This is a genomic window from Devosia subaequoris (genome assembly GCF_014197055.1).
GTDB lineage: Bacteria > Pseudomonadota > Alphaproteobacteria > Rhizobiales > Devosiaceae > Devosia > Devosia subaequoris.
Window position 1 is genome coordinate 354,693 of record NZ_JACIEW010000001.1, and the last position, 13,617, is coordinate 368,309.

General features: G+C 58.6%; 13 protein-coding genes and 1 tRNA gene. 4 read left to right on the forward strand and 10 right to left on the reverse strand.

Translation table 11 applies throughout. From position 1 onward, the window contains the following. Positions 1-15: 15 nt before the first annotated feature. On the reverse strand, positions 16-1,035 hold the full coding sequence (locus GGR20_RS01725; RefSeq protein WP_420827422.1) for an amino acid ABC transporter substrate-binding protein: 1,020 nt from the start codon (positions 1,033-1,035) through the stop codon (positions 16-18). A gap of 220 nt (positions 1,036-1,255) precedes the next feature. Here GGR20_RS01725 and metC point away from each other — a divergent pair, with 220 nt between their 5' ends. After that, the gene (gene metC, locus GGR20_RS01730) at positions 1,256-2,443 is read left to right on the forward strand and encodes a cystathionine beta-lyase (protein ID WP_183309503.1); all 1,188 of its coding nucleotides are present in this window, start codon (positions 1,256-1,258) and stop codon (positions 2,441-2,443) included. On the opposite strand, the gene GGR20_RS01735 is transcribed toward metC, so the two are convergent. Beyond that, on the reverse strand, positions 2,425-3,177 hold the full coding sequence (locus tag GGR20_RS01735; RefSeq protein ID WP_183309504.1) for a phosphatase PAP2 family protein: 753 nt from the start codon (positions 3,175-3,177) through the stop codon (positions 2,425-2,427). The genes metC and GGR20_RS01735 overlap by 19 nt on opposite strands. A gap of 89 nt (positions 3,178-3,266) precedes the next feature. Between GGR20_RS01735 and GGR20_RS01740 the strand changes: the two genes are divergently transcribed. The 3 genes from GGR20_RS01740 (at position 3,267) to GGR20_RS01750 (ending at position 4,646) form a co-directional block, all read left to right on the forward strand. Beyond that, positions 3,267-3,343: transfer RNA gene (locus tag GGR20_RS01740), tRNA-Pro, on the forward strand. 28 nt (positions 3,344-3,371) lie between these two features. Next, complete coding sequence (locus GGR20_RS01745; protein WP_183309505.1) at positions 3,372-3,677, forward strand: ETC complex I subunit; 306 nt, start codon at positions 3,372-3,374, stop codon at positions 3,675-3,677. Between the two features lie 102 nt (positions 3,678-3,779). Beyond that, complete coding sequence (locus GGR20_RS01750) at positions 3,780-4,646, forward strand: TraB/GumN family protein (protein ID WP_183309506.1); 867 nt, start codon at positions 3,780-3,782, stop codon at positions 4,644-4,646. A gap of 51 nt (positions 4,647-4,697) precedes the next feature. On the opposite strand, the gene GGR20_RS01755 is transcribed toward GGR20_RS01750, so the two are convergent. The 8 genes from GGR20_RS01755 to GGR20_RS01790 all read right to left on the reverse strand — a co-directional run bounded on the left by GGR20_RS01755 (position 4,698) and on the right by GGR20_RS01790 (position 13,480). Continuing rightward, entirely contained in the window at positions 4,698-5,849 is a 1,152-nt protein-coding gene (locus tag GGR20_RS01755; RefSeq protein WP_183309507.1) for a Gfo/Idh/MocA family protein, read from the reverse strand. Positions 5,850-5,873: 24 nt separating this feature from the next. Further along, the gene (locus GGR20_RS01760; protein WP_183309508.1) at positions 5,874-6,932 is read right to left on the reverse strand and encodes a sugar phosphate isomerase/epimerase family protein; all 1,059 of its coding nucleotides are present in this window, start codon (positions 6,930-6,932) and stop codon (positions 5,874-5,876) included. 170 nt (positions 6,933-7,102) lie between these two features. Beyond that, positions 7,103-8,245 (reverse strand): Gfo/Idh/MocA family protein, encoded by a 1,143-nt coding sequence (locus GGR20_RS01765; RefSeq protein WP_183309509.1) that lies wholly within the window; start codon positions 8,243-8,245, stop codon positions 7,103-7,105. Positions 8,246-8,248: 3 nt separating this feature from the next. After that, positions 8,249-8,998 carry a sugar phosphate isomerase/epimerase family protein gene (locus tag GGR20_RS01770; RefSeq protein WP_183309510.1) on the reverse strand — a complete coding sequence of 250 codons (750 nt, stop codon included), beginning with the start codon at positions 8,996-8,998 and terminating at the stop codon, positions 8,249-8,251. A 178-nt stretch (positions 8,999-9,176) separates the two neighbouring features. Beyond that, complete coding sequence (locus tag GGR20_RS01775) at positions 9,177-10,259, reverse strand: ABC transporter ATP-binding protein (RefSeq protein ID WP_183309511.1); 1,083 nt, start codon at positions 10,257-10,259, stop codon at positions 9,177-9,179. 7 nt (positions 10,260-10,266) lie between these two features. Further along, the gene (locus GGR20_RS01780) at positions 10,267-11,184 is read right to left on the reverse strand and encodes a carbohydrate ABC transporter permease (RefSeq protein WP_246349408.1); all 918 of its coding nucleotides are present in this window, start codon (positions 11,182-11,184) and stop codon (positions 10,267-10,269) included. 17 nt (positions 11,185-11,201) lie between these two features. Next, positions 11,202-12,140, reverse strand: coding sequence for a carbohydrate ABC transporter permease (locus tag GGR20_RS01785; RefSeq protein WP_183309513.1), 939 nt, complete (start codon positions 12,138-12,140; stop codon positions 11,202-11,204). A gap of 98 nt (positions 12,141-12,238) precedes the next feature. After that, the gene (locus tag GGR20_RS01790) at positions 12,239-13,480 is read right to left on the reverse strand and encodes an ABC transporter substrate-binding protein (RefSeq protein WP_183309514.1); all 1,242 of its coding nucleotides are present in this window, start codon (positions 13,478-13,480) and stop codon (positions 12,239-12,241) included. Between the last annotated feature and the right edge of the window lie 137 nt (positions 13,481-13,617).

Consider the following 13,617-nt stretch of genomic DNA (forward strand, 5'->3'; position numbering starts at 1 on the left):
CAGCACTATTTCGCCTTAGCGGATGGGCATGGAGTACTGCAGGCCACCATTGGTCCACAGTGCATTAAGCCCACGCTCAAGGCCAATGTCGGTCTCGGGACCAACGTGCTTGGCGTAGGACTCGCCGTAGTTACCGACATGCTTGATGATGCGGTAAGCCCAATCTGGCGTCAGGCCGATCGGCGTACCGAAATCACCCTCGACGCCGAGCAGGCGCTTGATGGCGGGGTTATCAGAACCGAGCATTTCATCAACATTGGCCGAGGTCACGCCCAGCTCTTCAGCTTCGAGCAGCGCGTAGTAAGTCCAACGGTTGATATAGAACCACTGCTCGTCACCCTGACGGACGGAAGGGCCAAGCGGCTCCTTGGAGATGATTTCCGGCAGAATGGCATAATCGTCCGGGTTACCAAACTTGGAGCGTTCAGCAGCGAGGGCCGACGAGTCAGTGGTGTAGACGTCGCAACGGCCATCTTCGAAAGCCTTCACAACTTCGTCCTGGTCGGTGAACACGACCGGCGAATAGTCCATGTCGTTGGTTTCAAAATAGTCGGCGGCATTCAGCTCAGTGGTCGTGCCGGACTCGATGCAGATGGCTGCACCGGACAGATCGAGAGCCGATTCAATGCCATCGGCCTTGCGAACCATGAAACCCTGGCCGTCATAATACATCGTGCCCGCGAACATGATGCCCAGATCGGTGTCGCGGCTCATGGTCCAGGTGGTGGTGCGCGACAGAATGTCGATTTCGCCAGCGGACAGAGCGGCAAAGCGCTCCTGGGACGTCAGCGGGGTGTAGCGGACCGCATCGGCGTCATCAAAGACGGCGGCAGCCACGGCACGGCAGAAGTCCACTTCAAGTCCGGTCCAGTTGTTGTTGGCATCCGGGGCCGAGAAGCCTGGCACACCACCAGTGACACCGCACTGGATATATCCCTTGGCCTTTACGTCATCGAGAGTAGCGGCTTGAGCAGCAGTCGCGCCGAGACCCAGCGAGGCCGCGATTGCGATCGATACGAGCGCTTTATTTTGCATTTGCATTTTTGCCTTTTGTTTCCTGACCCTGTGTTTTCGAAGCCGACCAATGTTCCCGCAGCTTCGAGAGCACCGCCGCTTTGAGTGCGGTTTGGATGCTGCTAAGCATGCAACCTTCTATTGTCCCTAACGTCAAGGGCCGATGGCACGTTGAGACAGCAAGACTGTCTCTTTTTTAGCCAAACGCATGACGTGAACCGTTTTTGAGCAATATCTGATCATGTCCGAAAAATTCCCCGAACAGGCCGGCAATCAATCAATCGAAACCATCCTGACCCATGGTGGACGGAATCCGGACAATCAGTTCGGCTTCGTCAATACGCCGGTCTATCGCGGCTCGACAGTTCTGTTCAAAACCCTGGCCGACCTCGATGCCCAGTCCCAGGCCTATCTCTATGGCCGAGCTGGCAACCCGACGACCGAATCGGTCGAGCAGGTGATCAACGCACTCGAGAGGGCGTATCGGACCAAACTGGTGCCATCCGGACTGGCCGCCATAACCATTGCCCTGATGGCCTGTCTCAACTCGGGCGATGATATCCTGATCACCGACAGCGCTTATGAGCCGGGCCGCAAGTTTGCCGACGGCTTTCTAGAGCGCATGGGGGTTAGTGTTCGCTTCTACGATCCCCGGATCGGAGCGGGCCTTGCTGACCTAATGCGTCCCAATACGCGTGCGGTGCTGGCTGAAAGCCCCGGTTCCCTGACCTTTGAGATCCAGGACATTCCCGCTCTGGCCGCGGCCGCCCACGCCGGTGGCGCCCGGCTGATCGTGGACAATAGTTGGGCGAGCCCGCTTTATTGCCAGCCCCTGCTGCTGGGGGCCGACATTGTCGTGCATGCGGCCACGAAAATGTTCGTTGGACATTCCGATGCCTTGGCCGGGACGATCTCGACGACCAGGGAGGCCTGGGATGACGTCGAACGGGTGCGCACGCTATTGGGCTTCTTTGCCTCGGGAGACGAGGCATTCCTCGTTGCACGAGGCCTGCGCACGCTTGCCATACGGATGAAGGAACATCAGCATCGGGCCCTCGAGATTGCGCAGTGGCTGGAGGCGCAAAACGAAGTGGTTGAGGTGCTGCACCCTGCCCTGCCCAGCCACCCTGACCACGCACTTTGGCAGCGGGACTTCTCGGGTTCCGGCAGCCTGTTCGGTTTCGTACTCAGGCCGGCCCCACGGGCCGCCGTGGCCGCGTTTGTTGACCACATGCAGATCTTCTCCATGGGGTACTCCTGGGGCGGATATGAAAGTCTCTGCCTGCCAGTGTCGATCACGAAGGCGCGGACTGCCGTACCGTGGACCGAAGAAGGCCAGCTCTTTCGCGTGCATATCGGCCTAGAGGGAATCGAGGATATCAAGGCAGATCTGAGCGCCGCACTCGACCGCTACGCGCGAGCCCGTTGAATCAGCCGGCGCAGCCCTTCAAGGGGTTTCAAACTGATCCGTCCGTCTGGCGACTGCTTAAAAAGCCAGCCCTTGCGGGCAAAGAGATTGCGAACAAGATAGGCGCCCAGCATCCCCACAATCAGCCCGGCAAATACGTCGGTGGGATAGTGGGCACCAACCGGCACGCGGGACAAGGCAACGACCACTCCAATCACGAAGAGGAACGGAAACAGCGGCGGATAGATGAAACCCGCCACAAATGCCGTGGCGATCGCTGTTGTGGAATGCCCACTCGGAAAACTCTGAAACGTCCAGTCATTGAAGAAATTCTGGAACGAGAAGGCGCCGACAGTGTCGAACTCATCGGGCCGGGCGCGCCCGATGAGGCGCTTTAGGAGGGTGGTGATGAGACCCGGCACGGCAACGCCGAGAAACACAAATGCAGACGTGGCGGCCAGTTCTCCGCAGGCCTGACGCCAGACGCCCTGTAAGGGAAACATTGCGAGCCGGAGCAGAATCATCAGGACAAGACTTGGAATGAGGATCCAATCGGACAATCCATAGTCGGTGATGAAGAAGAACGGCGCGCGCCACTGGTCCGGCCAACCAATGGCGCCCCGAGACGCCAAGACATCGATAGTGCTCAAAATTCCCAGGATGGCCACCAAGCCGGCCAAAAAGAGCGGCCAGGTCTTGCGATCGAGGCCAAGAGGCCAAGGCTTTTGGATATCGAACATGACTTTCTTGTCCACTTTCCGACATCGCTTCGTCAAGCTTGTCAGCAGCGGCTAAAGCGGCCTTGCCCTTTGTCTCCGAACACGGTATCGGAAAGCCGCGACGTCGGAGTGTAGCTCAGCCTGGTAGAGCACCGGTTTTGGGAACCGGGGGTCCAAAGTTCGAATCTTTGTACTCCGACCATTCGCCCGCATCGTGTTGAGGACTTTGCATGACCGCCCGTATCTATCGCCCTTCCCCCAACGCCATGCAGTCCGGCAAGGGCAAGTCTAAGCAATGGGTGCTCGTCCACGAATCCGCCACGCCGCGCAGCATTGATCCGCTGATGGGCTACACCAGCAGTTCCGACATGAACCAGCAGGTTCGTCTGTCCTTCGAGACGCTGGAAGATGCGGAAGCCTATGCTCAGCGCAACGGCATCCCCTATTCGGTCCAGCCGGCCCACGAGCCGACACCCAAGCGGGTGAGCTACCCCGACAATTTCCGGTCCGATCGCAAGACCCCTTGGACCCACTGATCTCAACGCTCAGATAATGATTCGCTTTCGCGCCGCAAGAGATTGCGGCGCTTTGCTTTTTGGCGATAGAATCGGCGCGCTAATCTCTGCTTTGAGGTCTTCATGCCGTTACGTCCGCTGCTGACCTTGCCGTTCCTGCTCCTGGCGTCGACCGGCACTGCCCATGCCGCCCCTGCCCTATGGCAGGTCAGCGACGAGGACAGCTCTGTGTGGTTGTTCGGGTCCGTCCACCTGCTGCGAGCGGACACCAAGTGGCGCAGCGGGACGCTGGACAAGATATTCTCCAAGGCTGATCGCGTATATTTCGAAACCGATCTCAGTATCGAAGCGCAGATGGCCATGATGCCACTATCCTTTGATCTCGGATTCAATCGCGATGGCCGCCTGCTTAGCGAAATCATTGGTGCAGAGCTTACTGAGCGCGTGCGGGAAGCGGCTGGCAGATATGCCATCCCGATGGCGACGTTGCTGACCATGAAGCCCTGGATGGCCGCTACGACCCTTTCGACAGGGCCATTGCTGGATTCGGGATATGAAGCCGCGCACGGGGTTGAGGCTGTGCTTGCGGCGGAGTTGACCGAAGACCGGTTGGGATTTCTCGAGACGCCCGAGCAACAACTGAATTTTCTGGCCGGTGGCAGTCAGGACGAGCAAATCGCAATGCTCGAAGGGACGCTGGATACGCTCGATGTCATGCAGACTGATATCGACGAGATGGTACGGGCCTGGTCCGATGGACGACCCGAACAATTGGGCGAAATCTTTACGGCACAGATGGGGAGCTATGACCAAGGCATGGTCGAACGCCTGATCGACATGCGGAACGCCGACTGGGTTGAACAGATCGACGCGATGCTTAGGCGCAACGAAAGCGCGTTGCTAGTGGTCGGCGCGGCACATTTGGCTGGTGACGCCAGTGTGGTCCGGCTGCTTGAAGAGCGCGGCTTTGAAGGTGAACGCCTGCAATAGAAAAGGCCGGCAGCAAGGCTGCCGGCCAGATCATCCAGTACGCTGGGAAGATCAGACGTCCGCGAAGCGGGTCCACTTGCTGTCGTCCTGGCTCGATTTCACCGAAGCGGTGATGAATTGCATGCCTTCGATACCATCGGCCATGGTGGGAAGCAGGCCCTCGAAATCGCTGCCTTCGCCGCGGATGACTGCAGCGAACTGGCTGTAGAGCGTGGCGAAAGCCTCAAGATAGCCTTCGGGGTGTCCTGCCGGGATACGCACATTCATCGAGGCTGCCGGTGGTACGGAGATCGAGCCACCGCGGGTCAGCAATTGCCGCGGCTTACCGAATTCAGTGAACCACATGTAGTTCGGGTTCTCCTGGCTCCATTCGAGCCCACCCTTGTCACCATAGACGCGAAGCTGCAGGCCGTTCTCCTTGCCGACGGCGACCTGGCTGGCCCAGAGCATGCCTTTGGCTCCACCCTCAAAGCGCAGCATGATGTGGACATTGTCGTCCAACTGACGCCCCGACACGAACGCGGTCAGATCAGCCGAGACGGCCTCGGTCTTGAGGCCGGTGACAAAGCGGAGCAAATTGTAGGCATGGGTGCCGATATCACCGATACAACCGCCCGCACCCGAGCGCGCAGGATCCGTGCGCCACGCAGCCTGCTTGTTGCCTTCGTCGGCCGCTTCCGTAAGCCAATCCTGCGCATATTCGGCCTGAACAACGCGAATCTTGCCCAAAGCCCCCGATGCGACCAGTTCCCGAGCCTGACGAATGAGCGGGTAACCGGTGTAATTATGCGTCAGCAGAAACTTCGCACCGTTCGCTGGCTTGATGTCAGTCAGCTTGCGGGCGTCGTCCAGGTTTGAGGTGATCGGCTTGTCGCAAATGACGTGGATGCCGGCCTCCAGAAATGCCTTGGTCGGGCCAAAATGCATGTGGTTCGGGGTGACGATGGACACTGCCTGGATGCCATCTGGGCGTGCGGCCTCAGCCTTGGCCATCTCCTCATAGGAGGTGTAGATGCGATCCTCGGCCAGGCCTAGGTTTTTGCCGGATTCCTTTGCGACTTCGGGCCGCGACGACAAAGCGCCAGCGACCAGTTCGAAGTCACCATCAATGCGGGATGCAATGCGGTGTACCTGGCCGATAAAGGCCCCCGTACCACCACCGACCATGCCCAGACGAATTGGCTTTGCACCATTTTCAGCCATTTTTTCTCTCCCTGCTCCGACGGCTTATGACAAACCGAGCATCTTGCGGTTGGCGGCCTGATCGGTACCGCCGCTGGCAAAATCGTCAAAGGCTTTTTCGGTGACACGGATGATATAGTTCTGGATCAGCTCCGCACCTTCGCGGGCGCCATCTTCAGGATGCTTGAGCGCGCATTCCCATTCGAGGACAGCCCAACCATCGAAATTATTGGCGGCCATCTTGGAGAAGATCGCCGGGAAATTGACCTGACCATCGCCAATCGAGCGGAAGCGCCCCGCCCGATCCACCCAGGACTGGAAGCCCCCGTAAACACCCTGACGACCGGTCGGGTTGAACTCGGCATCCTTTACGTGGAAGGCCCGAATGCGGTCCTTGTAGATGTCGATGAAGTCCAGATAATCGAGCTGCTGCAGCACGAAGTGGCTTGGATCATAGAGCAGATTGGCGCGGGGGTGATTGTTTACGCGCTCGAGGAACATTTCATAGGAAATGCCATCGTGCAGATCTTCGCCGGGGTGTATCTCGTAGCAGACATCGACGCCCGCATCATCGAAGGCATTGAGGATCGGGGTCCAGCGGCGGGCCAGTTCGTCAAAGGCTTCCTCGATCAGGCCAGCCGGACGCTGCGGCCACGGATAGACATATGGCCAGGCCAGAGCACCCGAGAAGGTCGCGTGGCCCGTCAGACCAAGGTTTTGCGAGGCCTTGGCGGCATGGAGCATGGTCTGCACCGCCCATTCCTGGCGGGCCTTGGGATTGCCATGAACGCTGGCGGGCGCAAAGCCATCAAACGCGGTATCGTAGGCAGGATGCACGGCGACGAGCTGGCCCTGCAGATGGGTCGAAAGCTCAGTGATCTCAAGGCCGTGGCTGTTCACGATACCTTTGACTTCATCCGCATAAGTCTTTGAGCTGGCGGCCTTTTCCAAGTCGATGAAGCTCGAAACCCAGGTTGGAATCTGCACCCCCTTGTAGCCGAGGCCAGCGGCCCACTTACAGATATTGTCGAGATTATCGAAGGGGGCGGCATCGCCCGCGAATTGCGCCAGGAAAATAGCCGGGCCCTTGATGTTGGTCGCCATGTGGTCTCTCCTCTTGTCGCCCCGCAAGCCGCACGGATGGGGCCAGTCCTTTTCGTCTCATTGCGGGTTCTGCGGCCCCGCATATATGACGGGCGGCGATCTCTCGCCGCCCTGACATGTTAGATTATAGTTTTGACCGGCGCAGGGCACCTGTCAATGAAGTACGTTCATCAAGCCTTCAGCAAGGCTTCCGCCTCGGCGATACCGAGCGCGCGCGGGCGTTCGCAGGTGGTGGTCAACGTGAGCACTTCGCCGGTCTCACCAGCCTTGAGCAGGCCCGTCATTACCTCGACGACGTGCAGCGCGACATCCAGGCCGCAACGGGCGGTTTCGCCATTCTCGATGGACTGCATCATGTCGGCAAGGCCCGCACAACGGTAATTGGCGCGCGGCGTATCCTTGTCGAGATCCTGGTTCGGCTTGCCAAAGGGGTGGTCCCAAGGCGAAACCGGGGTGCGGATGCCTTCGATCCCAGTGGTAACCAGATCGCCGCCGAAGAAATTCGGATCGGGTACAAAGATCGAGCCATCGGTACCGTAGAGCTCAATATTGTGGTGCCCATGGGCCGCGACATCCCAGCTTGCGCCAATCGTGATAACCGCGCCAGAATGGAATTCGAGCACCCCATGAATGGTCGTCGGGGTGCCGACCTTGATGACGCTGCCCTTGTTTGGGCCATCGGCACTCACGACGCGCTCGGCACGAGCCATATTGGTGAAGGCCGAGAGGCGCTTTACCGGGCCAAGCAGATGCACGAGATTGGTGATGTAATATGGCCCGAGATCCAGGATGGGGCCGCCGCCGGGCTGAAAGAAAAAGTCCGGATTGGGGTGCCAATGCTCCATGCCGCGGCTCATCACATGAGTTGTGCCGCTCATGATCTTGCCGAGCTTGCCCGAGTCGATGATCTCTCGCGCCTGCTGGTGTGCGCCGCCGAGGAAGGTATCGGGGGCGGAGCCAACCTTGAGGCCACGTTCGTCGGCGGCCTTCTTGAGAGCCAGGCCTTCATCCACGGTCAGCACGAAGGGCTTTTCCGAGTAGGAATGCTTGCCCGCCGAAATGATGTCGTTGGACACCTGATAGTGGGTCGAGGGGATCGTCAAATTGACGATGACATCGAGCTCACTGTTCTTGAGCAACTCGTCCGGCGTCTGCGCCGCCACGCCGAACTCGTCAGCGCGCAGCTTTGCAGCCTCGGGCCGGATGTCTGCTACAGCGCGGACGTCTAGCCCATTGAACAAGGGCGCCAGGCGCAGATAGGCGGCTGAGATATTGCCGGCACCCATGATGCCGACACCATAAGTCTTTGCCATGAATCAGACCCCGTAGCCTTTGAGAGCGGCGGCCGCATTGCGTGCAAAGCGAATGGCATCGCTCGGCTTGTCATGCTCCGCCACGAAGTAACGTGCCTTGGTCTTGGCTTTGATCTGGCTGATGAAGTTCGGCCAATCCAAGGTGCCTGTGCCAACGTCGGCCCAGCCATCTTCATCGGTCTTCTCACCGGCAGGCGCGATGTCCTTGACGTGGACTGCGGTGATGCGGCTGCCCAACTTATCCATCCAGAAGATCGGATCTTCTTCGGCGCGGACGACCCAGGCCAAGTCCATTTCCCACTGCGTATCGGGGGACGCGTCAAGGATAAGCTCAATCGGCGTTTTGCCGTTGGCATCCTTGGTGAATTCCCAGTGGTGGTTGTGGTAGCCAAAGCCTTTGCCTGCAGCTTTAAATGCGGCGGCAATCTTGGCCAGGCCCTCGGCAAATTCCTGCCAATCGCCACCGCCAGTGCGGAAGGCTTCGGAGGGCGGCGCAGGGCAATAAACGGTCTGAATGCCGACAGTGTCGGCGATCTTGAGCGCCGCGTCGGTGTCCTCAAGCTGGCCAAAGCCCATATGGGCGGTCGGCATGGTCAGGCCTGTATTCTTCAGGCTCTGGGCAAGGGCCGCAGGGTCCTCAAACTGGCCGCCCCAGCCCTCGACCTGGGTATAGCCCAGGCTGGACAGGGTCTCGAGGGTGTCGTCGAGAGACGCCTCGTTGCGGGCGCTGTATAGCTGATACGAAAAGTCCATGATTGGCCTCGTCAGGATGTTTGAAACACGGTGTCGCGTCGGACCGGGAGATAGCCTGGCCAGGGGCTGGCGTCGCCTCGCCCGGACAGATCGACTGCCGCAAAAGTAAAGTGGATGCCGGAAACCCGGCGGAGCGGCGCCCCTGAGGGCGCCACTCAGTGATTTTATTCAGAGCCTGCTAGAGACGCGCTTCGGTGCCGGCGTCAAACAACGAGCCGCGAGCAATGTCGAAACCGACGGTGATCTTGTCACCAGCATTGATGTCGATGTCGGCGCTGCACCGGAAGGTCACCGGCAGGCCGGCGATCTTGGTCCAGGCCAGGGTCTCAGAACCCATGGGTTCGACAATCTCGATCTCAACTTCCGTCTTGAACGGCATATCGGCCGCTGCATCACCGACAAAGATGTGCTCGGGACGAATGCCAAGGACCACCTTCGTTTCACCGGTTGGTGCCGCGATATATTCGTAGGCCCCCACCGGCATGACGGTGCCATCAGTGGAAGTGAAGGTATTGCCGTTCAGCGTGCCTTCGATGAAGTTCATCGAAGGCGAACCGATAAAGCCCGCAACATAGAGATTGACCGGCTTGTTGTAGATGGTGTGCGGATCCGCCAACTGCTGGATCACACCATTCTTCATGATGGCGATCCGGTCAGCCAGAGTAAGCGCCTCGATCTGATCGTGGGTCACGTAGATCATGGTGTTCTTGAGACGCTGGTGCAGACGCTTGATCTCGACACGCAGATCCGAGCGGAGCTTGGCATCGAGATTGGACAGCGGCTCGTCGAACAAGAAGACATCAACATCGCGCACCAAGGCACGGCCGATGGCAACGCGCTGACGCTGGCCGCCGGAGAGGTTGGCCGGCTTGCGCTGCAGCAACGGCTCGATCTGCAGGATTTCAGCAGCACGCTTCACGCGCTGCTCAATCTCCGCCTTTGGCATGCCAGAAACGCGCAGGCCAAAGCTCAGATTCCGTTCGACCGACATCTGCGGATAGAGCGCATAGGACTGGAACACCATCCCGATGCCGCGATCCTTGGGCTCCTCCCAGGTCACGTTCTTGCCGTTGATGAAGATCTGGCCGTCCGAAACATCGAGCAGGCCGGCAATGCAGTTGAGCAGAGTCGACTTGCCACAGCCCGAAGGCCCGAGCAGCACGATGAATTCGCCCTGTGCGATGTCGAGGTCGAGATGTTCGAGGACCTTGACGCTGCCGAAATTGAGCGAGAGGTCTTTGATGGAAACACTTGCTTGCATTAGGATTTTATCCCTTCACGGCGCCGGCGGCGACGCCGCGTACGAACAGCTTGCCGGACACAAAATAGATGATCAGCGGCACGAGCCCGGTCAGCACGGTCGCAGCCATGTTGACATTGTATTCGGGCGTACCCTGAGCCGAGTTGACGATGTTGTTGAGTTGCACGGTCATGGGCAGGTTCTGCGTACCCGCAAAGACCACACCGAACAGGAAGTCGTTCCAAATTCCGGTGACCTGCAGGATGAGAGCCACCACGAAGATCGGCAGTGACATGGGCAGCATGATCTCAAAGAAGATACGCCAGAACCCTGCCCCGTCGACACGGGCGGCCTTGAACAGTTCCACGGGCAGTGACGCAAAGTAATTGCGGAAGAGCAATGTCAGGATCGGCATGCCAAAGATGGTGTGAACGATAATGACGGCCTGCAGCGAACCGAATATGCCCAGTTCGCGGGTGATCATCACCAGCGGATACAAGAACACCTGATAGGGTATGAACGAACCGAAGATCAGGATGGAAAAGAAGATTTCCGACCCTTTGAACCGCCAGTTCACCAGCGCATAGCCGTTCACAGCGGCAATGAAGATCGACACCAGCGTGGATGGAATGGTGATCTTCACCGAATTCCAGAAACCTGGCGAAAGCCCTTCACATGTCAGGCCCGTACAGGCACTGGTCCAGGCCTTGAACCAGGCATCCAGACTAATCTGGTTGGGGAGAGCGAAGATGTTCCCAAACCGGATTTCCGGCATGGTTTTGAACGATGTCACCACCATCACATAGAGGGGAAACAGGAAGTACAGGCTGAAGAAGACCAATGTCGCGTAGAGCATGATCTTTTTCGGGGTAAAGAACGGCTTGGGCCTTGGCCCGCGCGGCTCAGTGCCTGCAGTGGGGGTTGTCGTCGGTGCGGAGCCCGACATGGTAGCGGTCTGGCTCATCAGCGACGCCCTCTTCCACCGAATTCAAGATAGGCCCAAGGAACCATGATGATCAGCACGGTCACCAACATCATGGTTGCGGCAGCGAGGCCTTGACCGATATTGCCGCCACCGAACATGTAGTTGTAAACGTATTTGGCAGGCACTTCCGAGGAGATGCCCGGCCCGCCATTGGTCAGAGCCACGACAAGGTCATACAGGCGGACAATGCCTGAGCCGATGAGCACCACGGCGGTCACCAGGACGCCGCGCATCATGGGCAGAACGACCGACACATAGGTTCGCCATGTCGGGATGCCGTCGACACGAGCGGCTTTCCAGATTTCCTCATCCACGCCGCGCAGACCTGCCAGCATGAGTACCATGCAGAAGCCCACGCCCTGCCAGAGGCCCGCGATCAGCAGCGCGAACAGCACCATGCGGGGATTGGCAATCCAGTCGAAGGTGAAGCTTTCCCAACCCAGATTGCGCATCGTGCCCTGCAGGCCGAGCGTGGGATTCATGATCCACTGCCAAACAAGGCCTGTCACGATGAAGGAGAGCGCGAAGGGATAGAGCATGATGGTACGGAAGGCGCTTTCAAAGCGAATCTTCTGATCCATCAGGACCGCGAGCAGGAAGCCAATGCCAAGGGTAAACACCAACGAGAACACACCATAGGTGATCAGATTGGTGACCGACACGTTCCAGCGCGATGTCGCAAACAGGCGCTCATACTGATCGAAACCGACGAACTTGCCAGTCGGCAGCAGCCTCGAATTGGTGAAGGAAAAATAGATCGTCCAGACGGTACAGCCGATAAACACGATCAGCACCGTCGCCATCATGGGGATCGCTGCGATCTTGCCAGATAAATTGTGCAGGAAAATTCTATTGAGGAGACTAGGCCGAGCAGCTTGCTCCGCACCCTCCCTGGTGTGAACGGCTGTGTCCGCCATTACTTCTCTCTCCATAAGGAAGTGGTCGACCTTTTTCGTTCAAGGTCGACCACAGCTTTCATCGATGAGGCAAGAGCCTCACCCGAACGGGCTGTCGATTAGTCAGCCTGTTCGATGATCGAGGCATAGCGCTCGATGTAATCGTCAACAGTGATGTTGTCGTCATCGAGGAACTCGATGTTCAGATCCTGAAGCTGCTGCTGGGTGTCGCTGGAGAGCGCGAAGTCACCCGAAGGCAGCAGGCCGTTCTCAAGCAGGCCGAGAGCCTTCTGCATGCAGGGATTGGCAGCCGACAGGTCGATGTCGGTGCGGATCGGCATGGAACCCTTGACCAGGTTGAACTTGAGCTGAGCCTCAGGCGAGATCAGCAGGCGGGCAAGATCAGCCTGAGCCTGGATCACAGCCGGATCGGTGCCGTCGGGCAGAACCGGGAAGTAGAAGGAGTCACCGCCGCCGGTGAGCTGATCGCCCATACCGAGAGCCGGCAGACATTCGTAGTCTTCACCCGGCACGCCACCGGCCACCTGCAGGTCGCCCTGGAGCCAGTCGCCGTGGATGTTACCAGCAGCTTCACCGGTCAGGAGCTGATTGCCCACGTCACCAAAGGACGGAACCATCATGTCCGGCGAGATCACCTTACGGAGCGAATCCATGGCTTCGGCAACCTTGCGAAATTCCGGACCACGAACCGCATCTGCACTCTTGTCGCGATTGACAGCCAGGACCAGGTCCGAGCCACCGATACCGGACATCAGCACACCCGGAACGCCCGAGATCGGCCAACCGGTCGCCAGACCGAACGGCAGAATGCCGGCTTCTTCCAGCGCGGGCCAGGAGGCCACATACTCATCCCAGTTGGTCGGGATCGGCTGATCAATTTCTTCATAGGCGGCAGTGGAGAGCCACAGCCAGTCCCACGAATGGATGTTGATCGGCAAGCAATAGAGACCACCTTCATAGCGGCAGGCCTCAAGCAGGGACTGATCGACATAGAAGCTGTCGAGGTCCATATCGGAGACCACGTCGGTCAGGTCGCGCATCAGACCAGCCTGGATCAGCTCTTCAGCGTCACGGCCAGTGTTCATCTGCGTGGCACCCATCGGGTCGCCGCCGATGATACGGCTGATGATCACAGGATTGGCGCCAGTGCCCGAACCGGCCAGTGCGCTATCCACCCAGTTATTGCCGGTTTCTTCTTCGAAGACCTTGGCGAATTCGGCGATTGCCGCGGCTTCACCAGCCGAGGTCCACCAGTGGGTCACTTCCAGATCCACGGCGTATGCGGACGTGGAGCCAAGGAAAGCAGTTGCCATAGCGGCAACCACTGCAAATTTTTTCATAGGTTGTCCTCCCAACGAACACGAGGAGCTTATGCTCCAGCGATGCACCAATTGCATAGCTACCCTTCCAATTAGGCAACCCTCAATTGTGTGTAATCGATTGCACTACAGCGTAGAAACCGATTGTGCAATCGATT

Excerpts from the sequence above, each read along its gene's own strand:
- GGR20_RS01775 (WP_183309511.1), bottom strand. The coding sequence starts at position 10,259 with ATGCAAGCAAGTGTTTCCATCAAAGACCTCTCGCTCAATTTCGGCAGC.
- GGR20_RS01785 (WP_183309513.1), bottom strand. The coding sequence starts at position 12,140 with ATGGCGGACACAGCCGTTCACACCAGGGAGGGTGCGGAGCAAGCTGCT.
- GGR20_RS01755 (WP_183309507.1), bottom strand. The coding sequence starts at position 5,849 with ATGGCTGAAAATGGTGCAAAGCCAATTCGTCTGGGCATGGTCGGTGGT.
- GGR20_RS01765 (WP_183309509.1), bottom strand. The coding sequence starts at position 8,245 with ATGGCAAAGACTTATGGTGTCGGCATCATGGGTGCCGGCAATATCTCA.
- GGR20_RS01745 (WP_183309505.1), top strand. The coding sequence starts at position 3,372 with ATGACCGCCCGTATCTATCGCCCTTCCCCCAACGCCATGCAGTCCGGC.
- GGR20_RS01770 (WP_183309510.1), bottom strand. The coding sequence starts at position 8,998 with ATGGACTTTTCGTATCAGCTATACAGCGCCCGCAACGAGGCGTCTCTC.
- GGR20_RS01790 (WP_183309514.1), bottom strand. The coding sequence starts at position 13,480 with ATGAAAAAATTTGCAGTGGTTGCCGCTATGGCAACTGCTTTCCTTGGC.
- GGR20_RS01780 (WP_246349408.1), bottom strand. The coding sequence starts at position 11,184 with ATGTCGGGCTCCGCACCGACGACAACCCCCACTGCAGGCACTGAGCCG.
- GGR20_RS01750 (WP_183309506.1), top strand. The coding sequence starts at position 3,780 with ATGCCGTTACGTCCGCTGCTGACCTTGCCGTTCCTGCTCCTGGCGTCG.
- GGR20_RS01725 (WP_420827422.1), bottom strand. The coding sequence starts at position 1,035 with ATGCAAAATAAAGCGCTCGTATCGATCGCAATCGCGGCCTCGCTGGGT.
- metC (WP_183309503.1), top strand. The coding sequence starts at position 1,256 with ATGTCCGAAAAATTCCCCGAACAGGCCGGCAATCAATCAATCGAAACC.
- GGR20_RS01760 (WP_183309508.1), bottom strand. The coding sequence starts at position 6,932 with ATGGCGACCAACATCAAGGGCCCGGCTATTTTCCTGGCGCAATTCGCG.